The sequence below is a fragment of the Actinoplanes sp. NPDC051494 genome (genome assembly GCF_044454705.1).
Lineage (GTDB): Bacteria > Actinomycetota > Actinomycetes > Mycobacteriales > Micromonosporaceae > Actinoplanes.
The window spans coordinates 296768-322156 of sequence record NZ_JBITDZ010000008.1 but is presented as its reverse complement, the minus strand read 5'-3'; the positions used below and the strand labels follow the sequence as shown (position 1 = coordinate 322156).

23 protein-coding genes are annotated in these 25389 nt (G+C 71.7%); 15 read left to right on the top strand and 8 right to left on the bottom strand.

Annotation, left to right across the window (positions count from 1 at the left end):
- The first annotated feature begins 136 nt into the window (after positions 1-136).
- Complete coding sequence (locus tag ACIA6A_RS27045; protein ID WP_396100659.1) at positions 137-862, top strand: SDR family NAD(P)-dependent oxidoreductase; 726 nt, start codon at positions 137-139, stop codon at positions 860-862.
- Positions 863-880: 18 nt separating this feature from the next.
- On the opposite strand, the gene ACIA6A_RS27040 is transcribed toward ACIA6A_RS27045, so the two are convergent.
- Entirely contained in the window at positions 881-1282 is a 402-nt protein-coding gene (locus ACIA6A_RS27040) for a hypothetical protein (RefSeq protein WP_396100658.1), read from the bottom strand.
- A 141-nt stretch (positions 1283-1423) separates the two neighbouring features.
- Here ACIA6A_RS27040 and ACIA6A_RS27035 point away from each other — a divergent pair, with 141 nt between their 5' ends.
- Positions 1424-3580, top strand: coding sequence for a DEAD/DEAH box helicase (locus ACIA6A_RS27035; protein ID WP_396100657.1), 2157 nt, complete (start codon positions 1424-1426; stop codon positions 3578-3580).
- Between the two features lie 23 nt (positions 3581-3603).
- Here the strand turns inward: ACIA6A_RS27035 and ACIA6A_RS27030 are convergent, their stop codons facing one another.
- Positions 3604-4572, bottom strand: a complete 969-nt coding sequence (locus ACIA6A_RS27030; RefSeq protein ID WP_396100656.1) for an NlpC/P60 family protein — start codon at positions 4570-4572, stop codon at positions 3604-3606.
- A gap of 82 nt (positions 4573-4654) precedes the next feature.
- Between ACIA6A_RS27030 and ACIA6A_RS27025 the strand changes: the two genes are divergently transcribed.
- The 5 genes from ACIA6A_RS27025 to ACIA6A_RS27005 all read left to right on the top strand — a co-directional run bounded on the left by ACIA6A_RS27025 (position 4655) and on the right by ACIA6A_RS27005 (position 7266).
- Entirely contained in the window at positions 4655-4975 is a 321-nt protein-coding gene (locus ACIA6A_RS27025; protein WP_396100655.1) for a metal-sensitive transcriptional regulator, read from the top strand.
- Between the two features lie 38 nt (positions 4976-5013).
- Positions 5014-5226: a heavy-metal-associated domain-containing protein gene (locus ACIA6A_RS27020; RefSeq protein ID WP_396100654.1), complete on the top strand. Its 213-nt coding sequence runs from the start codon at positions 5014-5016 to the stop codon at positions 5224-5226.
- The gene (locus ACIA6A_RS27015) at positions 5219-6244 is read left to right on the top strand and encodes a hypothetical protein (RefSeq protein ID WP_396100653.1); all 1026 of its coding nucleotides are present in this window, start codon (positions 5219-5221) and stop codon (positions 6242-6244) included. The genes ACIA6A_RS27020 and ACIA6A_RS27015 overlap by 8 nt, the downstream gene beginning before the upstream one ends.
- Before the next feature lie 93 nt (positions 6245-6337).
- Entirely contained in the window at positions 6338-6976 is a 639-nt protein-coding gene (locus tag ACIA6A_RS27010; RefSeq protein ID WP_396100652.1) for a heme oxygenase (biliverdin-producing), read from the top strand.
- Positions 6973-7266 (top strand): DUF2470 domain-containing protein, encoded by a 294-nt coding sequence (locus ACIA6A_RS27005; protein ID WP_396100651.1) that lies wholly within the window; start codon positions 6973-6975, stop codon positions 7264-7266. Before ACIA6A_RS27010 ends, ACIA6A_RS27005 begins: the two co-directional genes overlap by 4 nt.
- 395 nt (positions 7267-7661) lie before the next feature.
- On the opposite strand, the gene ACIA6A_RS27000 is transcribed toward ACIA6A_RS27005, so the two are convergent.
- The 3 genes from ACIA6A_RS27000 to ACIA6A_RS26990 form a co-directional block, all read right to left on the bottom strand.
- Positions 7662-9452, bottom strand: a complete 1791-nt coding sequence (locus ACIA6A_RS27000; protein ID WP_396100649.1) for a DEAD/DEAH box helicase — start codon at positions 9450-9452, stop codon at positions 7662-7664.
- Positions 9453-9804: 352 nt separating this feature from the next.
- On the bottom strand, positions 9805-10029 hold the full coding sequence (locus ACIA6A_RS26995; protein WP_396100648.1) for a DUF3107 domain-containing protein: 225 nt from the start codon (positions 10027-10029) through the stop codon (positions 9805-9807).
- A gap of 59 nt (positions 10030-10088) precedes the next feature.
- Positions 10089-10730: a TetR/AcrR family transcriptional regulator gene (locus ACIA6A_RS26990; protein ID WP_396100647.1), complete on the bottom strand. Its 642-nt coding sequence runs from the start codon at positions 10728-10730 to the stop codon at positions 10089-10091.
- A gap of 162 nt (positions 10731-10892) precedes the next feature.
- Here ACIA6A_RS26990 and ACIA6A_RS26985 point away from each other — a divergent pair, with 162 nt between their 5' ends.
- The 7 genes from ACIA6A_RS26985 to ACIA6A_RS26955 all read left to right on the top strand — a co-directional run bounded on the left by ACIA6A_RS26985 (position 10893) and on the right by ACIA6A_RS26955 (position 21807).
- A complete protein-coding gene (locus ACIA6A_RS26985; protein ID WP_396100646.1) occupies positions 10893-13304 on the top strand; it encodes a hypothetical protein in 2412 nt (803 codons plus the stop codon).
- Positions 13304-14263 carry an alpha/beta fold hydrolase gene (locus ACIA6A_RS26980; protein ID WP_396100645.1) on the top strand — a complete coding sequence of 320 codons (960 nt, stop codon included), beginning with the start codon at positions 13304-13306 and terminating at the stop codon, positions 14261-14263. The genes ACIA6A_RS26985 and ACIA6A_RS26980 overlap by 1 nt, the downstream gene beginning before the upstream one ends.
- Before the next feature lie 102 nt (positions 14264-14365).
- Positions 14366-15268: a DUF3152 domain-containing protein gene (locus ACIA6A_RS26975; RefSeq protein ID WP_396100644.1), complete on the top strand. Its 903-nt coding sequence runs from the start codon at positions 14366-14368 to the stop codon at positions 15266-15268.
- Positions 15269-15705: 437 nt separating this feature from the next.
- The gene (locus ACIA6A_RS26970) at positions 15706-18687 is read left to right on the top strand and encodes a DUF3152 domain-containing protein (RefSeq protein ID WP_396100643.1); all 2982 of its coding nucleotides are present in this window, start codon (positions 15706-15708) and stop codon (positions 18685-18687) included.
- Between the two features lie 112 nt (positions 18688-18799).
- On the top strand, positions 18800-19981 hold the full coding sequence (moeZ, locus tag ACIA6A_RS26965; protein WP_396100642.1) for an adenylyltransferase/sulfurtransferase MoeZ: 1182 nt from the start codon (positions 18800-18802) through the stop codon (positions 19979-19981).
- A 66-nt stretch (positions 19982-20047) separates the two neighbouring features.
- The gene (locus ACIA6A_RS26960; protein ID WP_396100641.1) at positions 20048-20950 is read left to right on the top strand and encodes a squalene--hopene cyclase; all 903 of its coding nucleotides are present in this window, start codon (positions 20048-20050) and stop codon (positions 20948-20950) included.
- 20 nt (positions 20951-20970) lie between these two features.
- Positions 20971-21807 carry an alpha/beta fold hydrolase gene (locus ACIA6A_RS26955; protein ID WP_396100640.1) on the top strand — a complete coding sequence of 279 codons (837 nt, stop codon included), beginning with the start codon at positions 20971-20973 and terminating at the stop codon, positions 21805-21807.
- Between the two features lie 164 nt (positions 21808-21971).
- On the opposite strand, the gene ACIA6A_RS26950 is transcribed toward ACIA6A_RS26955, so the two are convergent.
- Both ACIA6A_RS26950 and proB read right to left on the bottom strand, forming a co-directional pair.
- Positions 21972-23210: a glutamate-5-semialdehyde dehydrogenase gene (locus ACIA6A_RS26950; protein WP_396100639.1), complete on the bottom strand. Its 1239-nt coding sequence runs from the start codon at positions 23208-23210 to the stop codon at positions 21972-21974.
- 10 nt (positions 23211-23220) lie between these two features.
- On the bottom strand, positions 23221-24333 hold the full coding sequence (proB, locus tag ACIA6A_RS26945) for a glutamate 5-kinase (RefSeq protein WP_396100638.1): 1113 nt from the start codon (positions 24331-24333) through the stop codon (positions 23221-23223).
- Positions 24334-24394: 61 nt separating this feature from the next.
- Here proB and ACIA6A_RS26940 point away from each other — a divergent pair, with 61 nt between their 5' ends.
- Positions 24395-24697, top strand: a complete 303-nt coding sequence (locus ACIA6A_RS26940; RefSeq protein ID WP_396100637.1) for an MGMT family protein — start codon at positions 24395-24397, stop codon at positions 24695-24697.
- Here the strand turns inward: ACIA6A_RS26940 and ACIA6A_RS26935 are convergent.
- Complete coding sequence (locus ACIA6A_RS26935; protein WP_396100635.1) at positions 24694-25368, bottom strand: TetR/AcrR family transcriptional regulator; 675 nt, start codon at positions 25366-25368, stop codon at positions 24694-24696. The genes ACIA6A_RS26940 and ACIA6A_RS26935 overlap by 4 nt on opposite strands.
- Between the last annotated feature and the right edge of the window lie 21 nt (positions 25369-25389).

Genomic DNA, 25389 nt, shown 5'->3' with positions numbered 1-25389 from the left:
CGTGCCCTATCGCCACGGAATTCATGCGCTTAGCCCTCGGTGAGCCTTGCCGGCTTGTCCCGAGATCGTTCCCGCCGCTGCCCGCCGCCGGCCGTCCGGTCGCGAGATGATCGAGAGCTGCTCTAGAGTCGGCCACATGGCGAGGCTCGCGGTGGTCAGTGGAGGCGGAACGGGGATCGGCCGGGCTACGGCCGGGATGCTGGCGGGGGAGGGATACGACGTCATCATCGTGGGTCGTCGTCCCGACGTGCTGGCGGACGCGGTCAAGTGGATCGGCCCGCAGGCCAGCGCGGTCACGGCCGACTGTGCCGACCCCGAGCAGGTCCCCGCGGTCGTCGCGGCGGTCGGAGACCGCGAGGTCGACGTCCTTTTCAACAACGCCGGCGCCTTCATCGGGGGCGACGACGCCACGCTGGCCGACCTCGCGGCCCGCTGGCGGGCCGTGTTCGACTCCAATGTCACCACTGCCGTTCTCCTCACCGAGGCGCTGCGCCCCAGACTTCGTCGCCCGGGTGCCCGGGTGATCCTCGTCAGCTCGATCGCCGCCCAGCGTGGCGGCGGTGGCCCGTACTCCGCGGCCAAGGCGGCCCTGCACGGCTGGGTCTTCGACCTGGCCACCCAGTTCGGCCCGGACGGCATCACGGCCAATGTCATCGCCCCGGGCTTCGTGACGGACAGTGAATTCTTCGACGGCAGGATGACCGAGGAGGGATTCCGCTCCCGCGTGAACGCCAGCCTGCTGAACCGTGCCGGCGAACCCTCCGACATCGCGGAAGCGGTCCGCTGGCTGGCCGGCCCGGGTGGGGCCTTCGTCACCGGCCAGATCATCAACGTCAACGGCGGCACCGTTCTCGGCCGCTGATCCCCGTCGGCGCCGGCCTCAGGCGCTGCTGCCCCCGGTGAAACGGCCTTCGCCGGGGCGGTTGGCCCGGAAACGCATGGCGGACCACCGGTCGTCGATCGCCACCTGGCCGCACGGGCGCATGTCGAAATCGGCCACGATCGGCCACAGGGTGTCGCGGTTGATGTCCGCCTTGTTGCCCTTCGGGTAGGCGATCCACACGACGCCCGGCGTCTTCAGGTCGTCGGCGTGCTCCTCCAGCAGCGTGCGAGCACCGGCCGCGTCCTCGGCGAACACCACGGCCGTGCCGGCGGTGGCCAGGGCGCCGGTCTCGCGCACCCCGTCAGGCATCGGCGTGAGCAGCGCGAGGTTGGCCGGGTGGGAGAGCCAGACCGTTGAGTGCGGCTTGATCAGGAGCTTCTCGGCGATCGTTTTGGTCATGGCTCCACGCTGCCACCGACAAAAAATATTGTCAAACAGATCGGGTGGACCTGTGGATAACCTGGCCCGGCCGGAAATGTTCGCCTGTGGATAGCCCGCTTCCTGTCAGACCGGGCTGGTAGACATGCGGTCGTGGTGGACATGACGCAAGAGGCAGTGAGCGGGGCCGAGCGGGCCGCCGTCCGGGAATGCGCCGAGGAGGTGCTCCGGCGGCTGGCCGGCGAGCACGCGGTGCTGCGTGAGGACCAGTGGCGGGCGATCGAGGCGCTCGTCATCGATCGGCGGCGGGTGCTGTGTGTGCAGCGCACGGGGTGGGGCAAGTCGGCCGTCTATTTCGTCGCGACCGCGCTCCTGCGTGACGGCATCACCGCCGAGCCGGGGGATCCACCGGCCGGCCCGACCGTCATCGTGTCACCGCTGCTGGCCCTCATGCGAAACCAGGTGGAGGCCGCAGCCCGGGCCGGCATCCGGGCGCGCACCATCAACTCGGCCAACCTCGACGAGTGGGGCGAGATCACCGCTGAGGTGCGCAACGGCGAGGTCGACGTGCTGTTGATCAGCCCCGAGCGGCTCAACAATCCGGACTTCCGCGACAACGTTCTGCCCGGTCTCGCTGCGAGCACGGGTCTGCTCGTGGTCGACGAGGCGCACTGTGTCTCCGACTGGGGCCACGACTTCCGCCCCGACTACCGGCGGCTGCGGACTTTCCTCGCGGGGCTGCCGGGCCGGACGCCGGTGCTCGCGACGACCGCGACCGCCAACGCCCGGGTCACCGCCGACGTGGCTGACCAGCTGGGTGACGCTCTGGTGCTGCGGGGGACGCTCGATCGCGATTCGCTGCGGCTCGCGGTGCTCGACCTGCCCGACCCCGGGCACCGGCTGGCCTGGCTGGCCGACCACATGGAGCGGCTTCCCGGCTCCGGCATCGTCTACACGCTGACGGTGGCCGCGGCGACCGAGACGGCGGACTTCCTGCGGTCACGGGGTTTCCCGGTCGCTTCCTACACCGGGCAGGTCGAGGACGCCGACCGCAGGGCCGCCGAGCAGGACCTGATGGACAACAAGATCAAGGCGCTCGTCGCGACGTCGGCGCTGGGCATGGGATTCGACAAGCCTGACCTGGGGTTCGTCGTGCACCTCGGCGCGCCGTCCTCACCCATCGCCTATTACCAGCAGGTGGGTCGCGCCGGCCGCGCGGTCGAGCACGCCGAGGTGATGTTGCTGCCGGGGGTCGAGGACGCGGCGATCTGGCGCTACTTCGCGTCGCTCGCGTTCCCGCCCGAGGATCAGGTGCGCGCGGTGCTGAACGCGCTCTCGCCCGACCGCCCGATCTCCACGCAGGCGCTCGAGCCCATCGTCGACCTGCGCCGGGCCCGCCTCGAGCTGATGCTCAAGGTGCTGGACGTCGACGGTGCGGTTCGCCGGACCCGGGGCGGCTGGCTCTCGACCGGCGAGCCCTGGACCTACGACACCGCCCGGCTGCGCCGCGTCGCCGAGGCCCGCAGTGCCGAGCAGCAGACCATGATCGAGTATGCGCGGACGACGACGTGCCGCATGGAGTTCCTCCGCCGGTGTCTGGACGACCCGGAGGCGCAGCCGTGCGGCCGGTGCGACACCTGCACCGAGCCGCTGTTCGACGACGAGGTGTCCGCGGAGTCCCTCGCGGCGGCCAACGCGTTCCTCGGCCGGCCGGGCATCGACATCGCCCCGAAGAAGCTCTGGCCGAGCGGTCTGCCCGCCGTCGGGGTCACGCTCAAGGGCAAGATCTCCCCGGCCGAGCAGATCCTGGCGGGCCGGGCCGTCGGCCGGCTCTCCGACCAGGGCTGGGGATCCCGGCTGCGGCCCCTGGTGGCGCCGGAGTCCCCGGACGGTCCGCTCTCCGACGAGTTGGCCGGAGCCGTGGTCGAGGTTCTCAAGGCTTGGGCCCGTGGCGACAACGCCTGGGAGCAGCGCCCCGCCGGGGTCGTCGCGGTCGGCTCACGCCGGCGTCCCGAGCTGGTGCAGAGCATCGCGGACCGGATCGCGACGGTGGGCCGCCTGCCGATGTTGGGCACCCTGACGTCGACCCATGTGGGCGACACCGGGCCCCGGGGCAACAGTGCGCAGCGCGTCCTGGCACTCCACGACGCCTTCACGGTGCCGCCCGAGGTTGCCGACGCGCTGGCCGGGCTGGACGGCCCGGTGCTGCTCGTCGACGACCTCGCGGATTCGGGCTGGACCATGGCACTGGCCGGACGCGCGCTGCGCAGAGCCGGGGCGCAGGGGATCCTGCCCCTCGCGCTGGCCGTGGCCGGCTGACCGGGCCGGCTCCCACAGGTCGATCAGGAAGGGCGGGCGAAACCATGGATCGGTTGAGAGGCGATGGTCGCCACGCGTACGTTCTCGCCGTATTCCGGGGCGTGGATCATCCGGCCGTCTCCGATGTAGACGCCGACATGGCTGATCGGGGCGTAGAAGAAGACCAGGTCGCCCGGTTTCAGCTGGTCGCGGTCGATGTGGGGCAGCGACTCGTACTGGCGGGCGGCGTTGTGGGGGAGCTGAGCGCCGGCTGTTCGCCAGGCTGCCAGGGTGAGGCCGGAACAGTCGTAGGCGCGGGGGCCTTCCGCTCCCCAGCGGTACGGCTTGCCCAGCTGGGCGTAGGCGAAGTCCACGACCCGGCCGGCCGGGCCCGGGACATAGGGCGGGGCCGGTGTGTTGCTGGTGGGCGAGAATCGGGTGCCGCCGTCGTACGCGATCGTTCGCATGCTCTTGAGGGTGTTGATCTCGCTCTTGACCGTGGCCTGCCGGGTCCTGAGCTGCAGTTGGAGGCGGCTCTGCTGGGCGGCGAGCGCGTGGAGCAGGGTGCGGGTGCCGGCGACCTTGGTGCGGGCGGCTCGCAGGTCGTCGGCCGCGCGTTGCTTCTCGGCGGCGAGCTGATGCAGGACGAGGAGCTTGTCGATGAAGTCGTGGGGTCGGTCGGAGGCGAAAAGGGCGACCGCCGGGCCGGTGCGGGTGCGCCGGTATGTCTGCGACATCAGGCCGTCCATCAGGACCTGGCGGCGGCGGAGTTCCCGGGTCAGCGGGCTGAGGCGGGTGCCCAGCGCTCTTGTGCGGCGCCGGGTGTCCTTGAGCTCTTCGCGGGCCCCGTTGTACTGCTCGATGAGTACTTCGAGCTGGCGGGCCCCGGTGGCGATGCGTTTGTCCAGCTCGGCAGGGGTGGGTTGGTCGCGTGCGTGGGCGGGCGTGGCGAGCCCGGCGAGGGTGAGAGCCGACAGCACCGCCACGGCGATGACTCGGGCGAGAGTTGGCACGGCTTGATAACGACACAAAACGACCAAAAGCCACGCCCCGGGCGGGTTCGCGTGGATACGGGTGGGGGGTATGCTTGGCGGCATGACCACGGACCACGAGCACGACGGGTCGCACGACCACTCCGGGCCGCACGGTTACTCCGGGGACAAGGCCGCCCTGCTCGGCCGGTTGCGGCGGATCGAGGGGCAGATCCGGGGGCTGCAGCGCATGGTGGACGAGGACACGTACTGCATCGATGTCCTCACTCAGATCTCCGCCGCCAAGAGTGCGCTGCACGCCGTTGCGGTCGGGTTGCTGGAGGACCACCTCGCGCATTGCGTGGTGGACGCGGCCCGCGCCGGAGATCCCACCGCCAAGGTCAAGGAAGCATCCGACGCGATCGCCCGCTTGGTCCGTTCCTGATCCGGCAGCGCGAACGCGATAGAGAGGGAGTGTCACTCATGGCCGTCACCAGCACATACACCGTTTCCGGCATGACCTGTGGCCACTGTGTCCAGGCCGTCACCAGCGAGCTCACCGAACTTCCCGGTGTCGACGCCGTCCAGATCGATCTCGGCAGCGGTGCGGTCACCGTGACCAGTGCCGAGCCGCTCGCCGAGGACGCGGTCCGGGCCGCCGTCGACGAGGCCGGCTATGAGCTCGCCCATGCCTGACGCGCCTCCCGCGGCGGCGCCCGAGAAGGCGACCGGCGAGGCCGTGACCGGGCCGGACGAGCGGGGCACCGGTTTCCGGCTGGCCACGTTCGGTGCGGTCCTCGTCCTGGTTCTCTTCGCGGGGTACGGCATCGGTCGCCTCAACAACTCGGTCAGCACCGCCCAGCAGGACAGCGCCGCCGCCACGGACAGTCATCAGGGTGGCCATGACGCGGGGGCGGCCGCCGCGCACGACGACACCGGTTCCGCTCCCCACCTGCACAACGCTGACGGCACGGTGACGCAGGTGGCGGGTTCCGGGGCGACGTCGGCGCAGTCCGTCGGTGGCCTCGCTGTCACGGCGAGTGGGCTCACGCTGGAGCCTGAGGTCGCCGTGCTCAAGGCGGGACAGGCGCAGCCCTACCGGTTCCGGATCGCCGCGGCCGGCGGTGCGCCCGTCACCACGTATGCGGTCGTACACGACAAGCCGTTGCACTTCGTGGTCATCCGGCGGGATCTCTCCGGCTTCCAGCACCTGCACCCCGTCATGGCCCCGAACGGCACCTGGTCGATCGATCTGCCGGCGGCGCAGCCCGGCAGTTACCGGGCCATCGCCGACTTCACCGCGGTGGTGCGCGGGCAGCAGACGCCGGTCACGCTGGGTGTCGATCTGACTATCGCCGGCAACTACGCGCCGGTCCCGCTCCCTGCGCCGGCCACTCAGGCGGCGGCGGACGACTACACCGTCACGTACGCGGGTGCGCCGCAAACCGGTTCGACTCAGCCCCTGCTCATGACGGTACGTGGCAAGGACGGCCGGCCTGCGGCACTGGAGCCGTACCTGGGGGCCTTCGGGCACCTGGTCGTGCTCCGTGACGGTGACGTCGGCTACGTCCATGTCCACCCGGAACCGCAGCTCGTGGACGGCGCGGTGAAGTTCTGGCTCGCGGCACCGGGGCCGGGCAGCTACCGGATGTTCTTCGATTTCCAGGTGGCCGGCACGGTGCATACTGCGGCGTTCACGGTGGAGGTGAAGTAGCCGACGGGCGGGTGCGGTTCTATGCCGAAATTGTGGATCTCCAAAACCGCCATGTTTTGTTAGGCTCCCCTAACCAAACATGGAGGTGCTGCGATGACGTTGGCCGACCCTCCGACGGAACGACTGTCCGTCCGGCTGCGGACGGGCACCCGCCCCGATCACGACGCGGCCCAGGGCAGCGGGTTCCTCGACCGGCTCGCCGCCGGCAGTTTGCCGCGTGCCGCCTACGCGGACCTGGCCACCCAGCACTTCGCCATCTACGAGACGCTGGAACAGGCCGCCGGGGCGATGGCCGGCGACCCGGTCGCGGGACGATTCGTCTTCCCGGAGCTGACCCGGTTGCCCGCCCTCGCCGCCGACCTGGACTACCTGAACGCGGGCACGACGGAGCCCCTGCCCGCCACCGAGGAATACCGGCGGCGGCTGCGAGAGGTTGCGTTCACCCAGCCGTGGGGCTTCGTCGCGCACCACTACACCCGATACCTGGGCGACCTCTCCGGCGGGCAGTATCTCGGTCCGGCGATCGCCAAGGCGTACGGGCTCGACGGGGCCGGGCATCAGTTCTTCGTGTTCGACGGGGTCAAGCCGCCCGCGTTCCGGACCCGATACCGGGAACTGCTCGACGAGGCGTCCTTCTCGCCCGAGGACGAGACGCTCTTCCTGGCCGAGGTCACCGAGGCCTACCGGCTGAACATCGCGGTGCTCGCCGAGCTGAAGGAGCGCTGGTCGTGACGTTCCCGCCGGAGGTCGTCGAGCAGATCGCCCAGCACATGAACGGCGACCACGCCGCGGACAACGTTCTCATCGTCCGAGGCCTGGGCGGCGTCGACGCCGCCACCGCCGCGAGGATGTCGGGTATGGACGCTGACGGTATGGACTTCGAGGCCACAGTGGACGGGATCGCGGTGCCGGTGCGGATCCCGTTCGCGGAGCGGCTCACCGAGCGACGGCAGGTGCGTGGCGAGGCTGTGCGTATGTATCAGCAGGCCTGCGCCGCGCTCGGCATCGAACCCCAGCACTGACAGCACGGCCCCGGCGGGTGTGTGCAGCCTGGCCGGAAGTGCAGCCCGGCGGGTGAGCGCGGCCTGGCGGGTTACTGGCGGGTCGGGCGGGAGTGCCGCCTGGCGGGAGTGCGGCCAGCGGGTGAGTGTGGCCTGGCCGGAAGCGCGGGCCAGTGGGTGAGTGCAGCCCGGGAGGGAATGCGGCCCGGGCGGGGTGAGTGCGGTCTGGCGGGGGAGTGCAGCCCGGGAGGGAATGCGGCCCGGGCGGGTTTAGTGCGGTCTGGCGGGGGAGTGCAGCCCGGGAGTGAATGCAGCCCGGGCGGGTTTAGTGCGGTCTGGCGGGGGAGTGCGGCCTGGAGGTCAGCGAAAGGGCGCCCCACCGGTCGGTGGGGCGCCCTTGTCGTTCTAGGTCTTGCTCAGTCGTCGGATCCGGTGCCGGCGCCGGCTTCGGAGCCGCCGGTCATTTCGGCGGCCGCGTCGGTCGCGGACTCGGTGCGGCTGCCTCGGCGGCGGCGGCGACGGGGGCGGGTGCCCTCGGGGGAGTCCGCGGTGGCGTCGGGGGCCGACTCTGCGGGGGGTGCCTGGTCCGACTCGGCCGGCGTGGCCGCTTCGGTGCCCGGGGTGTCCGAGAGGGCCTCGCCGGCACGGCGGCGGCGGCGCTGGCGGCGGGGGCGGTCCGAGACCTCGTCGGTCGTGGTGGCTCCGGCGTCCGAGAATTCCGGGGCCGACGACGGCGCGGATGACAACGGCGCGGATGACGAGGGGGCGGACGACGGGGTGGTGCTGTCGTCACCGCCGCGACGGGAGCGGGTCCGGGGCGGGCGGGCCGATGAGCGGCCGGCGTCGCGTCCTCCGTCGCGGTCGTTGCGACCCCGGCGGCGGGTGCCGCCCAGGTCTTCCTCGATCTCGGCGGACAGGCCGACGCGGCTGCGCTCGGCGGTCGGGAGGGTGCCCGAGATGTCCGTGGGGATGTCCAGGTCGGCGTAGAGGGCCGGCGACGTGTGGTAGGTCTCCGGGGGCTGGGGCATGTTGAGGCCCATCGACTTGTCGATGAGGACCCAGCGGGGCATGTCCTCCCAGTCCACGAACGTGACCGCGACGCCGGTCGCGCCCGCGCGGCCGGTGCGGCCGATGCGGTGCGTGTAGGTGTCCGGGTCCTCGGGGCAGTCGTAGTTGATGACGTGCGTCACACCGGAGACGTCGAGGCCGCGGGCCGCGACGTCGGTGGCGACCAGGACGTCGATCTTGCCGGTGCGGAACGCGCGGAGGGCGCGTTCGCGGGCGCCCTGGCCCAGGTCACCGTGGACCGCCGCGACCGCGAAGCCACGGAAGTCGAGGTCCTCGGCGACCCGGTCGGCGGCGCGCTTGGTGCGGGTGAAGATCATCGTGAGGCCGCGACCGTTGGCCTGCAGGATGCGGGCCACCATCTCCAGCTTGTTCATCGGGTGGGTGCGGTAGACGACCTGCTTGGTCAGCGGCGAGGGGCCGCTGTCGGCGGTGTGGCCGGCGTGGATCGTCACCGGGTGGTTCAGGAAGCGGCGGGACAGCGCCACGATCGGGTCCGGCATGGTCGCCGAGAAGAGCATCGTCTGGCGCTGCTCGGGGAGCATGGCCAGGATCTTCTCGACGTCCTCCAGGAAGCCCAGGTCGAGCATTCGGTCGGCCTCGTCGAGCACGAGCGCCTTGATGGACTTCAGGTTGAGCTGCTTCTGCTTCGCGAGGTCGAGCAGCCGGCCGGGCGTGCCGACCAGGATCTCGACACCCTTCTTGAGCGTCTCGACCTGGGGTTCGTACGCGACGCCGCCGTAGATCGGCAGGACCCGCACGCCGCGGGTGGCGCCCGCGGCGGCGAGGTCGCGGGCGACCTGGATGCCGAGCTCGCGGGTCGGTACGACGATGAGGGCCTGGGGCTTGCCGTCGGCGCCCTCGCTGGGGGCGGTGACGCGCTCCAGGATGGGCAGGCCGAAGCCGAGGGTCTTGCCGGTTCCGGTGGGCGCCTGGCCGATGAGGTCGGTGCCGCGCAGGGCGATCGGGAGCGCGTACTCCTGGATCGCGAATGCCCTGGTGATGCCGGCGGCGGCGAGCGCCTCGACAGTCTCGGCGCGCACGCCGAGCTCCGCGAAGGTGGGGCTGTCCTCGCGAACGGGAGCGCGGGTCAGGACCGGTACCAGTGCCGGTTCTGTCTCATTCGTTTCGATGTCGGTCATGAAGTTCTACGGGTGCCTCTCGTGGTGCGCCCGTCGAATTCCTGGGCGCGGTCTGGATAGGGCGCGGGCCACACGCGAGAAAGAAGCTCGCGGGCCGCACGCGCGTCGCCGCGGCGATGTCAGTCGAGGGAATCAGCGGCCCGGCCGGAGGTCCGGCAGGTCGGCTAAGGCCGCCTGCTAGGGCTACCTGGGCCAGCTGATGAAGACCGACTGAATGGATCGACGTCTGCGGCGACGACGCAAGTCTACCCGACCGAGAGATTGCGCACCTCAAGGCGATGGTGACAAGGCTGTATACGTCACCAGGGGGCGCGGTGGCCCCCTGGTGACGTCAAGCAGTGAAACCAGACGGTCAGCGCGTGGTGAAGCCGAACGGACGGTTGCTGCTCTCGGCGATCTCCACGTATGCCACCTTGGCGATCGGGATGATCACCTTGCGGCCCTTCTCGTCAGTAAGGGTCAGGACGCTGTCCTTGGCCATCGCCTCGGTCACAGCCTGCTCGACCTCAGCCGGCGTCTGCGCGCTCTCCAGCGACAGCTCGCGCGGGGCGTACTGCACGCCGATCTTGACCTCCACGGGGGTCCCTCCCTCTCAGCAGTCTTCCGATATGAAGGCTAGCCGATTTCCGCGCGCGTTCACGGAGATGACTCACCCTGCAGCGGGAAGCTGGCGATGCCTCGCCAGATCAGCGCCGCGACCAGGGCTTCCGCCTCGGGCTTGGCGGTCTGACGGCCGGTCGCGAGCCAATACTGCGCGGCCTGGCCCGCGGCCCCTACCAGGCCGGACGCGATCAGTTCGGCGTTCGCCTGGCTCAGGCCGGTGTCGGACACCACAGTGTCGGTGACCGCCGCGATGCAGCCCTGCTCGACGCGTTCGACGCGTTCGCGGACCTGAGGGTCGTTGCGCAGGTCGGACTCGAAGACGAGCCGGAACGCCTCGCTCTCGTGGTCGACGAAGTCGAAGTAGGCCCGGACCGCGCCCTTGACCCGCTCCTTGTTGTCGGGAGTGGCCAGCATCGCCTCACGCACCTTGGCGATTATCGCGTCGCAGTGCGTGTCCAGCAGGGCGAGATACAGCTCGAGCTTGCCGGGGAAGTGTTGGTACAGGACCGGCTTGGACACCCCGGCCCGCTCGGCGATCTCGTCCATCGCGGCCGCGTGATAGCCCTGGGCCACGAAGATCTGCTGCGCGGCGGCAAGCAGTTGCTTACGGCGCGCGGAGCGCGGCAGGCGCGTCGGGCGCCCTGCCGTCTGTGCCCCGCCGGACGCAGCGGTCATGTCTTCCAACCTCCGGTGCTCGATCCCCGCCGCACGCAGACGACGTGGATTGCCCGGTTCGTCGATCGTCGGCGTCCCGGGCGGGCAATTGTCGCGACGCTGCAACTTATCGCCACAGCAACCACACGGTAGCCTCAGCACGGGGAAAGCGAGGAGTGCGCGGTGGACGAAACAGGGCAAAACGGTGACGCGGGTACCGCGGAAGGCGGTACCGGTGCTGATTCGCGTGACCGCTCCCTGTTGAACGGCTGGGCCGCGCGTGAGAACTCATGGTCCAACGCCGGAACCGCACTCGATGCGGAGACGGACATTCCGGCCTGGCGCCGACCGGCCACCGAGGTCCGCCCCTACGCCCGCGAGCCCCGCACACCGCCCCCGCCCGGGTTCCAGCCCGCGCCGGACGCCGACACCCCGCTCGCCGGATCCTTCCCGGTCGACCTCCCGCCGGGCACCGGCCCGGCGCCGCGGTGGTCCGACCGCAGCGCGCGCTACTCCGACCTGCTCAACCACCTCTCGCCGCACGGCGAGAACAAGAGCAGCAACGGCTCCAACGGCCGGGCCAGGCCCGATCCGTTCGCCCCCGAACTGCTGCGCGGCGACGAGACCACGTACGACGCGACGCCGCCGGCGAGCGCCCCGCCCTACCCGTACGAGGGAGACCTCGAATGGGCTCCGCACGAGTCAGCGCGGCACGCGCTGGAGCCCACCCCCGCCGCGGGCCTACCCCGGGTCCCGGTGGTTACCGACGAGTCGCGTTCCGGTGATCAAAGGTTGAATCGTCCGTCGTACGATCCCTCCAGCTTTCCGCGTCGACTGCCCTACGAGTCGCCACTGCCGGTCTATCCCCGGCCCGGCGACCCCGTAGCCGACAACCCGGTGGAGCCCACCTTTCCCGCGTTGCCCCAGCGCGTCCCGGCCCAACCGGACGTGCCCACCGTCCCGGAGCCGCCGTCCGTGGAGCCCTCGGCCGAGACCCCCGCGCTCGCGCGGATCGCGACGCACCTGCGTCGCGATGACGTGCTGTCCCCGTCACAGGAGCGGCACGAGGGTTTCGACGTCAACGCGATCCTCGAGGCGGTACGCGAGGTGGACGGCGTCCGTGACGCCGCGCTGCGCACCACCCCCGCCGGGGCACACAGCCTGCGGCTGGACCTCGCCGAGGGTGCCGACCCGGCCGAGGTGAGCCGCCAGGTCGCCCGCCTGCTGCAGGACCGGATGGGCCTGGACGCCGCCATGCAGGGCGCCCTCCCGATGGGCGGCATGCCGATGGGCGGCCCGCCCCCGGCCAACTCCCCGCTGACCGGCTCGCCCCTGACCGGATCCCCCTTGTCCGGATCCCCCTTGTCCGGACCTCCGCTGGGCGGGCCCCCGCTGGGTGGACCGCCGTTGGGTGGACCGCCGTTGGGTGGACCGCCGATGCCGGGTGGGCCGGCTTCCGCGCCCCGATCGGCGCCACCGGCGTCCGGCCAGCCGATCATCGCGCCCCGGTCCGCGCCACCGGCCCGGCCGGTGTCCTCGCCCGTGCGCCCGGTGTCCCCGTCGGTCTCCTCGCCCGCGGCCCAGGCCTCGGCACCGCCCGCCGCGCCGTCGGTGATGCGACCAGACACCGCACCCACCCGCCAGGCCCCCGGCCTCGGTCGCCCGGAGACGGGATCGGGCCTTGGTCGGCAAGACTCAGCCGCGGGCCTGGGGCGCCCGGACAGTGGCTCAGGCCTCGGGCGCTCAGAGGCAGGCGCGGGCCTTGGTCGACAAGACCCGGCCGCCGGCTTCGGTCGTCCTGAGACAGGTTCCGGCCTCGGCCGGCAGGACGCCGGCGCCGGCCTGGGACGCTCGGACAACGGCTCGGGCCTGGGACGCTCGGACAACGGCTCGGGCCTCGGCAGGCAGGGTGCGGACGGCGGGGGGCAAGGGCTGGACGTGGGCCCCGATCGCGATGACCCCGCGACCGCGCGGCAGGTGGCCACGTCCGCGCGGCAGGCGTCCGCGCTGCAGGCGCCCGCCCGGCAGGCCTCGGCGCCGGCTCGTCCGGCCGCTACGCCGGAGCCGTTCACGCCCGAACCGGCCGGCCGGGCGCTGCCGAAACGTTCTCCGACCAGCGGCAGCGAGAACACCGCGCCCGGTCAGGACGGCCGGGCTCCGCGTCCGCTGCTCGGGCCCGGTTCGCGCCCCGGCCCGCGGGTGATGATCGAGAACGTGCAGGTCAACACGTTCGGCACCGAGGCCACGGTCAAGGTCCGGCTCGTGGTCGACGGTCAGATCGCCGCCGGTGAGGCCACCGGGCCGGCGGTCGACGCCTACCTGCTGCGGCTCTGTGCCACGGCCACCGCGAACGCCGTCGACCAGCTGCTCACCCGCTCCGAGCACGTGGACGGGCCGGCCAAGTGCTTCGTCGAGCATGCTGCCGCCGTACCGTTCGGGTCGAGTCAGGTTGCCGTTGTCGTGGTCCTTCTCGCCACCGACGGGTGGGTCGAGCAGCTGGCCGGCTCCGCGATCGTCGCCGGTGACGATCGGCATGCGATGGTCCGCGCCACACTCGCCGCCGTCAATCGCCGCCTTGAGGCACTCTTGTCCTGATGAAGGGTGCACAACTCGCGGCGGACGATCTCCTGCCGCCGGATGGTGACGTGCCGCCGCCGTGGCCCGCTCGCCGGGTCGTGATCGACGGCGCGATGCTGCACGTCCGGGACACCCCGGCGACTTCGCCGGATGCCGAGCCGGCCGTCTATGTGCACGGGCTCGGTGGGTCCTCGCAGAATTTCACCGACGTCGCCGGGCTGCTCGCCGACCGGCTCGACGGCCAGGCCGTCGACCTGCCGGGTTTCGGCTACAGCGACCCCAGCCGGCGATACTCCATCACGGCGTTCGCCGACCGGCTCATCGGTTACCTCGAGTACGCCGGCCGTGGCCCGGTCCATCTGATCGGCAACTCACTCGGCGGTTCCATTTCGGTACGGGTGGCCGCGTTGCGCCCCGACCTCGTGCGCACGCTCACGTTGATCAGTCCGGCCATGCCGTTCCTCGACCCGCGGCGTACCGCTCAGGGCCGGATCCTGCCGTTGCTCGCCCTGCCCCGGGCCGACCGGTTATTCGCCTGGGGCATCGCCCGGATGACCGCCGAGCAGCAGGCCGAACAGGTGCTCCTGGCCTGCTTCGGGGACACCGCGAAGGTCAGCGAGCAGCGCCGGGCCGAGGCGATCGAGGAGATCCGCCTGCGGTACACCGTCGAGCACTACCCCCGGGCGTACATGGGGACGTTGCGTGGACTGGTGTCGAGCTTCCTCCGCGCGTACCTCCCCGGGGTCAATTCGCAGTGGCGTCTGGCCGCCCGGGTGAGCGCGCCCACCCTGGTGATCGGCGGCCTGCGTGACGACCTGGTCGACCCGCGTGTCCCGGCGCAGGTGGCCCGGAGCATCCCGGACAGCCGCCTGCTGGTGCTGCCCGGGGTCGGTCACGTCGCGCAGATGGAAGTGCCCCGTCTGGTGGCCCGCGGCATCGTCGGGTTGCTACGGGACGTCCACTCTCCCGTGGGGTGATCTCCGATGCCGGTGGATAGTCCCGAGCGCACCGGGGTATGGCTCCGCGATGCCCCCACTCGCGCGAAACGTTTTCTGGTCCGTGTGGCACGCTGGCGGCCGATGATCAACATCTCCGCGCCCGAGGCCGTGACCGCTGCGACCGGGCCCGGGACCGAACCCGACCGGCGCCGCCGCTGGTGGATCGCCGCCATGCTCGCCGTCGTGCTGCTGCTGGCCGCCGGCACGCTGCTGCCGACGGTGTGGACGTCGACCACGTCCCAGCCCGCGGTCGTACCGTCCGCGTCCGCCGCCGCCTCGGTCGCCGCGTCGCAGCCGGCCGGCACCGCGTCCGCCGCGCCGTCGGTCGCCCCGCCCGCCTCGGTCGCCCCGCCCGCCCCGGTCACGCCGGCCGACGCGCTCGTGCTGCCCGGCGGTGTGCCGACGCACGGCTCCGGCACATTCGACTATGCGTCGGGCTGGAGCAAAGTCTTCGGCCGGTCGGGGACGCTGCGCCGATACCACGTCGCGGTCGAGAAGGGCAGCAACGAGGACGTGGCCGCGTTCGCCGCCCAGGTCGAGGCGACCCTCGGTGACTCCCGCAGCTGGGTCGGCCAGGGCCAGGTCCGGTTGCAACGGGTGCCGGGCAACGCGACCGCCAGCTTCACGGTGTACCTGGCGACACGCGACACGGCCGGCCGGATGTGCCGCAACGGTGGGGTGAACGTCACGGTGGGCGGCCGCCCGTACACGTCGTGCCGCACCACCGGCCGGGCGATCATCAACCTGGACCGCTGGCGGCTGTCGTCCCGGCCGTTCGTGAGCGCCCGGGTCCCGCTCGCCACCTACCGCCAATACGTGATCAACCACGAGGTGGGGCACGATTTCGGCCGGCACCACGAAGGCTGCCCGAAGCGGGGAGGCCCGGCCCCCGTGATGGTCCAGCAGACGCTGACCTTGCGCGGCTGTGTGCCGTACCCATGGGCGCGTCTTGACGGAAAGCTCCTGCAAGGACCACCTGTCTGACGGCCCCGAGCCCTCTGATCGGATGGTTCTGAGGGTGTCTCGCGAAACGCCTGTGACAAGCCTCCGCCTCTGGCACTCTGGCCTATGTTATGGCAAAGGCGACAAAAGGTTCCGCAGCTCCCCGGACCGCCGCTGAGGAGCTGCCCGAGCGGAACCCGACGACGGCGAAGGCACCGGCCCGGTCGAGCACGCGCCGGCCAACATCGACCCAACCCCTAGATCCGGCGGGTACGACAACCCGAGCCGCGCGCCGACCGTCCCCTTCCGGGGCTGCTCCGGAGTCCACCGTGCCTGCGCCCTCCGCCGCCCCGCTGACGACCGCCGCCGCGGGTGGCCGAAGCAGCCGGCGGAGATCGGCCGAGGGCCGGGCCACACCCGCTCGAGCCGTAGCAGCTAAGTCCACACCGGCCAAGACCACGGTTACCAAGGCGGCGCCTGTGCCCACCACCAACGACGCCGCGGATTCAATGCCGGGCAAGGCCGGAACGACTGCGGCCGGTGCGACCAAAACGACATCGACCAGGGCCACACCGGCCCGAGCGGCGAAAGCCACCCCCGCCAAGAGCACCGCGGCGAAGGCATCGGGCGAGGCATCGGCGGTGAAGGCCGGTCCAGCCAGGACAGCCGCCACGAAGACAACCCCCGCGAGGACGGCCGCCTCCGGGACGGCCGCCTCCGGGACGGCCGCCTCCGGGACGGCCGCCTCCGGGACGGCCGCGGCCAAGACGACACCGGCCAAAGCAGCGTCGGCCAAGACCACACCGACAGAAGCCACGCCGGGTGGTGCCGTGTCGACCAAGACCACACCGGCCAAAGCAGCGTCGGCCGAGACCACACCGACAAAAGCCACGCCGGGTGGTGCCGTGTCGACCAAGGCCACGCCGGTCAAAGCCGTGCCGGTCAAGGCCGCGTCGGTCAAAGCGGCGCCGGTCGAGGCCGCGTCGGTCAAAGCGGCGCCGGTCAAAGCGGCGCCGGTCAAAGCGGCGCCGGTCAAAGCCGGGCCGGTCAAGGCGGTGTCGGCTGGCGGCGCGTCGTCCAAAGCTACGCCTGGGAAGGCCGCATCGGCTGGCGTCGCATCTACCCGAGCTACACCTGGCAGGGCCGCGACGGGCAAGGCTGGAGTGGACAAGTCTGGAGCTGACCAGGCCGCGGCGGGCAACGCCACGGGGGCGGTGGTTGCGCCGAGCAAGGTTGCGCCAGGCAAGGTTGCGCCGAGTAGAGCTGCGGGGACCAAGGCGGCACCGGGCAAGTCGGCCGTTGCTGGGTCGGCGCCGGGTAAGGGGGACGGGTCCGGCGGGACGTCCACTACCAGGACGGCAGGTGGCAGGACGGGGTCGGCCAAGGCGGCGACCGCGGCCGGGGCGGCACCCGGCGACGCGGCCAAGGCGGTATCCGGCCGGGCGACATCGGGCAAGGCGGCGGCCAAGGGTTCTGCCAGGGCTGACGCCGGTGGGGCTGAGGCCGGCGTCGCCGATGCCGGGCCGGTCAAGGCTACGGCTTCGAAGAGTCGTTCCCGTAGCCGTGCGGCCAAGGGTGCCGTGGCGGAAGAGCTTGCTGACACCGCGGTGAGCGCGGAGGCTGTCGCCGAGGCGTACGCCGCGGGGAAGGCCGATGCCTCGGCCGAGACCAAAGGACGCACGGACACCGAGGATCTTGCGGCTGTGATGTCCGGGGCCGGGACCGTGGAACGCACCGCACGGCGGGGTGCTTCCAGGTCGACCGGGCCGGCGAATCGTTCGGGGGTGCGGACGCGGCCGGCCTCTCCGGGACGGCCCTCGGGGGACGATCCGGCTGGTGGGATCGCGGCCGAGCCTGCGACGAAGCCGATGGTTCCGGCCAAGCCCGCCGAGACGGATGGTGCCGGTACGGAGTCGGCGGCGTTCACGGACATCGCCGTCCCGATCGCCGCGCCACCGGGACGGGCGGCCGGCGCGAAGAGCAAGACCGCAGCCGAGAGCGCGACAGCGGCCGGCAGCGCGACAGCGACCGGCGGTGCGACAGCGACCGGTGGCGGGGTGGCGGACGGCAGCGCGGTGGTTGCCCAGAAGGCGGCCGGTGGCAAGGTTGCCGGGGAGACAGCGGCCGGGGACGGGGACGCGGAGGCTGGTGGCGCGAAGGCTGGTGGCGCGAAGGCTGGTGGCGCGGAGGCTGGAGGCGCGAAGGCTGGTGGCGCGGGGGCCGGGGCTGACAGCGCAGGCTTGATCATTGCCGCGGATGGGACCGTTATCGCTGGTGAGACCACCTCGGCGGGCGTGAGAACCGTTGCGGGCGGGACCATTGTGGCCGGCGGGACCATCTCGGGCGGCGGAGCTGGGGCTGAGACCGTCGCTTTCATGCCGCCGGGGGAACATCCGTTGCCGCCCGCCGGTGCTCCGTTCGGGATGCCCGCAGGAGCGTGGCCGGGGAGTGCGACCACCGAGCAGATTCCCGCGGTTCCGACCGCTGGGCCCGGAACGGCGGGGCCGGGAATGATGGGGCCGGGAATGATGGGGCCCGTGCTGGTGGGGCCGGACATGACCGCGCCGCCGATGAACGTTCCGCCGCCGCCGGCTGGGCCGGTCGGGGACGGGGATGCCGCCTCGGGTGGGGGACGGCGGATGCTGCGCAGACGGCGGCAGGCCGCGGTGCTGATCTTCCTGTTGCTGGCCGTCGTGGTGCTCGTGATCGGCCAGGTCATCCGGGACAATCGTGAATCGGCGGCCCCGACACAGGACACGGTCGGGGTGGGGGCGGCGGAACCGGGCGCTCTGCCCGTACCGAAGGATCCGATCGAGCCTGCCGCACCCACCCGGACCACCGCGGGGGGTATCCCGGCTGATGCCGTCGATCAGCCGCCGGCCAAGGCACCGGCGGATCTGAGCGTGGCCGGCCTCACCTTCGTCGAAGGGTACGGGCCGGTGCTCGGCACGACCGGCACGCTGCGGCGCTTCAAGGTTGCCGTGGAGAAGCGGATCGGGCAGGGCAGCGGGGGCGATTTCGCGGACGAGGTCGATCGGATTCTGGGTGACCCGCGGAGCTGGATCGCCGGGCGGCAGTTCCGGTTGCAGCGGGTTCCGCAGGCGGCCGGGTCCGAGTTCACGATCTATCTGACCTCGGCGAAGACCGCTGAGAAGATGTGCGCGGCCGCGGGGCTGAAGACCGGTGCGTTCAGTTCGTGCCGGATGCCCGGTCAGGTGGTGATGAATCTGGACCGGTGGCAGAAGGCCGTGCCCGATTATGGTGCGCCGCTCGAGGTGTACCGGGCTTACGCGATCAACCATGAGGTCGGGCACCAGCTCGGTCATGGTCACGAGGACTGCCCGGCCAAGGGTGAGGCCGCCCCGGTGATGATGCAGCAGACGTACGGTCTCAAGGGGTGCGAGCCGAATGCCTGGCCGTACCTGTCCGGGCGGCGGTACGCGGGCAACCCGATCGGGTGACGGTTGATTCCCGCGTCCCGCATGTCGGGCCGGTGTTCCTCGTCATGGGCATTCCGGCGGGGAACGAGCAACAATGGTGGGCGCACCTTACCGTCTACCCGGGGAGTTCACCGTGTCACTGCCCCCGCTCGTCGAGCCGGCGGCCTCGCTGTCGATCGAGGAGATCCAGCGTTACTCCCGTCACCTGATCATCCCTGACGTCGGTATGGCCGGGCAGAAGCGGCTCAAGAACGCCAAGGTGCTCGTCGTCGGCGCGGGTGGTCTCGGCTCCCCGGCGCTGCTCTACCTGGCCGCGGCCGGGGTGGGCACGCTCGGCATCGTCGACTTCGACACCGTCGACGAGTCCAACCTGCAGCGTCAGGTCATCCACGGCGTCTCCGACGTCGGCCGGCCCAAGGCCGAGTCCGCCGCGGCGAGCATCCGCGAGATCAACCCGCTGGTGAACGTGGAGATCCACAACACCGCGCTCGACGTTGACAACGTCAAAGAGATCTTCAGCGGGTACGACCTCATCGTCGACGGCACCGACAACTTCGCGACCCGTTACATGGTCAACGACGCCGCGGTGCTGCTCGGCAAGCCGTACGTCTGGGGTTCGATCTACCGCTTCGACGGGCAGGCCTCGGTCTTCTGGGAGGAGCACGGTCCCTGCTACCGCTGCCTGTACCCGGAGCCCCCGCCGCCCGGCATGGTCCCGAGCTGCGCCGAGGGTGGCGTGCTCGGCGTGCTGTGCGCGTCGATCGGCTCGATCCAGGTCAACGAGGCGATCAAGCTGATCACCGGCATCGGTGAGCCGCTGGTCGGCAAGCTGATGGTCTACGACGCCCTCGAGATGGAATACCGCAAGATCAAGGTCCGTAAGGACCCGGCTTGCGCGCTCTGCGGCGAGAACCCCACGGTCACCGAGCTGCTCGAGGACTACGAGGACTTCTGCGGCGCCGTCTCCACGGAGGCCCAGGAGGCCACGCTCAACGCCACGATCACGGCGAAGGAGCTCAAGGACTGGCAGGACGCGGGCAAGGACGTATTCATCGTCGACGTCCGTGAGCCGGCCGAGTACGAGATCGTCTCGATCCCCGGCGCGACGCTGATCCCCAAGGGCGAGATCCTGTCGGGCGAGGCGCTGGCCCAGTTTCCGCAGGACCGGCAGATCGTGCTGCACTGCAAGTCCGGTGTGCGCTCGGCGGAGGCCCTGGCCGCCCTCAAGGCCGCCGGCTTCAAGGACGCCGTGCACGTCCAGGGTGGCATCGTGTCCTGGGTCAACACCGTGGACCCGTCCCTGCCGTCCTACTGACGTCCCGGCCACCCGCCCCTCGAACGGGGCGGGTGGCCGGTGCTTTTCCGGAGTACCGTCACGATCGTGGTCGATATAGATGCCGCGATCGGGTACGTGGTGGCCCACGGCGACCCCATCGAACGTGCTCGTCTGTCCTTCCTGCGAGCCGGCACCCCGCCGCCGCCGAGCGTCCTCGACACCATCGGCCGCGAGCAGACCGGGGCGGGCGGGTGGCCGGCCGGCGGCGATACGTCGGTGCCGTCGGTCGACGCCACCTGCATCCGCCTCGCCGAGCTCGACGACCTCGGTTGTCTCCACGGTCCGCAGGCTGACCGGGCGGTGACGTGGCTGGCCGGCGTGCAGCGGTCCGACGGGAGCTGGCAGGAGGACGACGTGCTCGCCCCCGAGGCCCCGCCCTGGGCAAAGCCCGGCGACCCGGAGGCCACGCTGTACCTGACCGCGGTGGCCGGCTTCTGGACAACCGCAGCCGGCCGGCACGCCGCGACCGCAGCCGGCCAGCACGCCGCCGCGACCGCAGCCGGCCAGCACGCCGCCGCGACCGCAGCCGGCCAGCATGCCGTTGCGACCGCAGCCGGCCAGCATGCTGCCGCGACCGCCGGTGGGCGGCATTCCGCTTCGGAGCGGGCGGCCCGGTTTGTCGCCGCGCGGCTGCGGCCGGACGGCACGTGGCCGTCGTTCCTGGCGGCCGGCTGGTATGCGGCGGGGCTGCTGCACGGGGCGCAGCTCTTCTACGAGTCGGCCCGGGTACAGCTCGTGCTCGGCGACCGTCTCGACGGCATGTCCCCGGCCGACGTGGCGACCATGGCCGCGGTGCTGCGCCGGGCCGGACTCGGCGATGACGAACTGCTGGCCGGTGCCCACAAGAGGCTGACCGGGACGCAGCGTACGGACGGGGGCTGGGACAGCGACGAAGGCCCGGTCTTCGACGTGAACACCACCCTCACCGTGATCCGTGCCTGCCGCTGAGCAGCCCTTAATCTGGTCGTATGCCGAGTTACGCGGGGGCCGACGGGACGCAGCTGCACTACGACGAGCTGGGGGACGGGCCGGTGCTGATCGCGCTGGCCGGTGGCGCGGGGCGGCATCCGAGTTACCTGGGTGACCTGGCCGGCCTCGATTCCCGGCACCGGCTGGTCGTGCCCCATCTGCGCGGCGTCGGGTTGTCGCCCATGCCGGACGCCACCGAGACCGCTTCGTACTGGCGGCAGGCGGAGGATGTCGAGGCGCTCCGGCTCCACCTGGGTCTGGGCCGGGTGCACCTGCTCGGGCATTCGGCCGGGACCCGGCTCGCGATGGCCTACGCGGTGCGCTTCCCGGACCGGCTCTCCGCGCTGGTGCTGGTCACGCCCCCGGCCGCGCACCTGGTCGACGTGCCGTCCGACGCGGAGGAGCTGTTCGCCGCGAAGACCGGCGAGCCGTGGTTCGACTCCGTGGTCGAGGCCGGCCGGGCCGGGCCGGAGACGCCCGACGACGCCGGGATCAACGCGTTCTTCCAGGTGGTGATGCCCCGGGGCTTCGCGACGTGGAACGAGACCGCGCGGGTCCACGGCGAGGTGGGCCCGGTGAGCTGGGCCGCGAACCAGGCGTTCCAGACCCTGGACCCGCCCGGCGACCTGGCCGCGCTGCTGGCCGGGGTGCCGGCACCGGTCCTGGTGATCGCCGGGGCGCAGGACTTTCTGACCGGGTTCGCCCCGGTCGCCGCGCTGCCGGCGCTCTTCCCGCACGGGTCGCTGGCCGTGCTCGCGGATTGCGGCCATTACCCGTGGGTGGAGCAGCCGGCCGCGTTCCGTGCGGCGCTGGACGGATTCCTGGAGCGCGCCTGACCAGGGCGCATCTGGCGGATCACTGCGGCCTGCGACGAGGCCCAGCTTCCGCCTCGCGGCGCGGTCCGATCACGCAGGTACAACACCGGTACCTCCGTGCCCGGCCCACTTGCGACGCGAAACCTGGACCACGTCTCGGCTCGCCGTGATCCGCCAGATGCGCCCTAGCGGGTGTGGCCGTTACCCGTCACCACGTACTTGGTGGACGTGAGCTCGGGCAGGCCCATCGGCCCGCGGGCGTGGAGTTTCTGGGTGCTGATGCCGATCTCGGCGCCGAAACCGAATTCGCCGCCGTCGGTGAAGCGGGTGGAAGCGTTGATCATGACGGCTGCGGCGTCGACGCCGGCGGTGAAGCGACGGGTGGCGGTCACGTTCTCGCTGACGATGGCCTCGGTGTGGCCGGTGCCGTGGCGGCGGATGTGGTCGAGGGCGTCGTCGAGGGTGTCGACCACGGCGACCGCGATGTCGGCCGAGAGGTATTCCGTGTCCCAGTCCTCGTCGGTGGCCGGGACCACGCCGTCGAGGCCGGTCACCCGGGGGTCGCCGTGCACGGTCACGCCCGCGTTGATCAGCTCCTCGACCACGAGCGGCAGGAACGTTTCGGCGAGGGCGGCGTGGACCAGCAGGGATTCGGCGGTATTGCAGGTCGAGAGGCGCTGGGTCTTGGAGTTGAGCACCACGGCGAGGGCCTTCTCGAGGTCGGCGGCCTCGTCCACGTACACATGGCAGTTGCCGACGCCGGTCTCGATCACCGGCACCGTGGATTCCTCGACCACGGTCTTGATCAGCGAGGCGCCGCCGCGCGGGATCAGCACGTCGACCAGGCCGCGGGCGCGCATGAGTTCCTTGACCGAGTCGCGGCTGGTCGCGTCGAGCAGCTGGATGGCGTCCGCGGGCAGCCCGGCGTCGGCGACCGCTTCGCGCAGCACCGCGACGATCGCCGTGTTGGAGCTCATCGCCGAGCCGGAGCCGCGCAGCAGGGCCGCGTTGCCGGATTTGAGGCAGATGCCGGCCGCGTCGGCGGTGACGTTGGGGCGGCCCTCGTAGATGATGCCGACCACGCCGAACGGCACCCGGATCTGCCGCAGCTCCAGGCCGTTGGCGAGGGTCGAGCCGCGTACGACGTCGCCGACCGGGTCGGGCAGGGCGGCCAGCTGCCGCAGACCGTCGGCCATGGCGGCGACCCGGTCGGTGGTCAGCGTGAGACGGTCGATCATGGCTTCCGACAGGCCGCTGGTACGGGCATCGTCGATGTCCGTGGCATTCGCGGCGACGATCTCGTCGGCGCGTTCGACCAGCCGGGTGGCCATCAGGACGAGCGCGGCGTCCTTCTCGGTCCGGGTGGCGGCGGCCAGGTCGATGGCGGCGACCCGTGCCTCGGCGGCCTGCTGGAGCACACTCATGCGATCTCTCCTAGAGAAGGACCAGGTCGTCGCGGTGGACGACCTCGCGTTCGTATCCGGGGCCGAGGGACGCGGCGAGCTCGGGCGTGGACCGTCCGAGCAGCGCGGGCAGCTCGACCGCGTCGTAGTTGACCAGCCCGCGGGCGACCGGTGCGCCGGAGCCGGCGTCGACCAGGTCGACCGCGTCGCCGGCCGCGAAGGAGCCGTCGACCGCGGTGATCCCGGCGGGCAGCAGCGATTTGCGCCGGGCGACCACGGCGGTGACCGCGCCGGGGTCGAGATGCAGCCGGCCGCGCGGGGAGGTGGCGTGGGCGAGCCAGAACAGCCGGGCCGCGGGGCGGTGCTCGGCGGCGTGGAACAGCGTGCCGACGTCGTCGCCGTTCAGCACGGCCCCGGCCAGCGGCGCGGCGGTCAGCACCACCGGGATGCCGAAGCCGGTGGCGATCCGCGCGGCCTCGACCTTGGTGACCATGCCGCCGGTGCCGACCCCGGCCTTGCCGGCACTCCCGACCGAGATGCCGGACAGATCGGAATCGGGGCGGACGTCCAGAACGCGGCTGGAGGTGGGGGACGCGGGGTCGCCGGTGTAGAGCGCGTCCACGTCGGAGAGCAGCACCAGCAGATCGGCCTGGACCAGGGCGGCGACCAGGGCGGCCAGCCGGTCGTTGTCGCCGAAGCGGATCTCGTCGGTGGCGACCGTGTCGTTCTCGTTGACGATCGGCAGGGCACCGAGGTCGAGCAGCTTGCGCAGGGTCCGGTACGCGTTGCGGTAGTTCTTGCGCCGGGTGACGTCGTCGACGGTGAGCAGCACCTGGCCCACGGTCAGCCCGTGCCGGGCGAGGCCGGCCGAGTAACGGGCGATCAGCAGGCCCTGGCCCACCGAGGCGGCCGCCTGCTGGGTGGCCAGGTCACGCGGGCGCCGGCGCAGCTTGAGCGGGGCCAGCCCGGCGGCGATCGCCCCGCTGGAGACCAGCACGACCTCGCGCCCCTGGGCGGCCAGCCCGCCGAGCACGTCGACCAGGGCGTCGACGCGCAGGTCGTCGATCCCGCCCGCGGCCGTGGTCAGCGAGGACGACCCCACTTTGACGACGATCCGACGGGCTCCGGTCACCTGTTCACGCACCTGGCCCATTGTGCTCGCCGTGGCCTTCAAGACCCGCGTCGCTTCCCATATCGTGGCAACGGTGACACCGCAGGAGTACACCGAACTGGTTCTCCAGCTCGTGGAGAGCATCCCGGAGGGCCACGTCATGTCGTACGGCGCGGTCGCCGACGCGCTCGCCGACCGCTCGGGCCGCAACTCCGCCCGCCAGGTCGGCACGATCATGGCCCGGCACGGCGGAGGCGTCCCGTGGCACCGGGTGGTGAACAGCGCCGGCCGCATGCCGCCCGGGCACGAGCAGGAGGCCCGTCAGCGGCTGCTGAGCGAAGGCGTCCCCCTCAAGGGTGAACGGGTCGACATGCCCCGCGCTAACTGGACCCCCTAGCGCAGCCCGATCCAGGCGGCGGTGCCGCGCATCTGGAACTCGAAGAAATCCCGGCGCGCGTCGATCGTGTTCTGGAGCTGGCCGAACAGCTCGGCGCTGATCGCGCCGATGAGCTGGATCCAGCCGGCCATCGTCCGGCCGGCCAGCTGCGGGGCGATGCCCGGCACCGCGGTGTCCGCCATGGCCTGCAACTCCGCCCCGAGCCGGCCGCCGACCGGCTCGCCGTCGTCCACCCGGCCGACCAGGGAGGCGTTCTGGACGACCTTGGCGAGCGCCAGGATCACCCGGATCGCCGAGCCGATGGTGTCGGCCGGCGCCTGATAGCCGGGGACCGGGCTGCCATAGACGAGGGCCCACTCATGTGGATTCGCCAGCGCCCATTCGCGTACGCCGTGCGCGACCGCCAGCCACTGCTCCGGGAAGGAATCGGGTAGCGGGACGGCTTCCGCGGCGGCGCCCAGGTCGTCGTACGCGTCGATGATCAGTGCCGTGAGCAGCTCGTCCCGGCTCGCGAAGTAGCGGTAGACCGCGGACGAGGCCATGCCGAGGTCGCGGGCGACCGCGCGCAGCGAGAGGTTCGCCCCGTCGGTGGCCAGGTGCCGCCGGGCAGCCGCCTTGATCTCGTCGGACATCTCGGCGCGGATCCGGGCGCGCAGCGAAGCAGCACTCATGGAAACAGTGTGCCACATCGA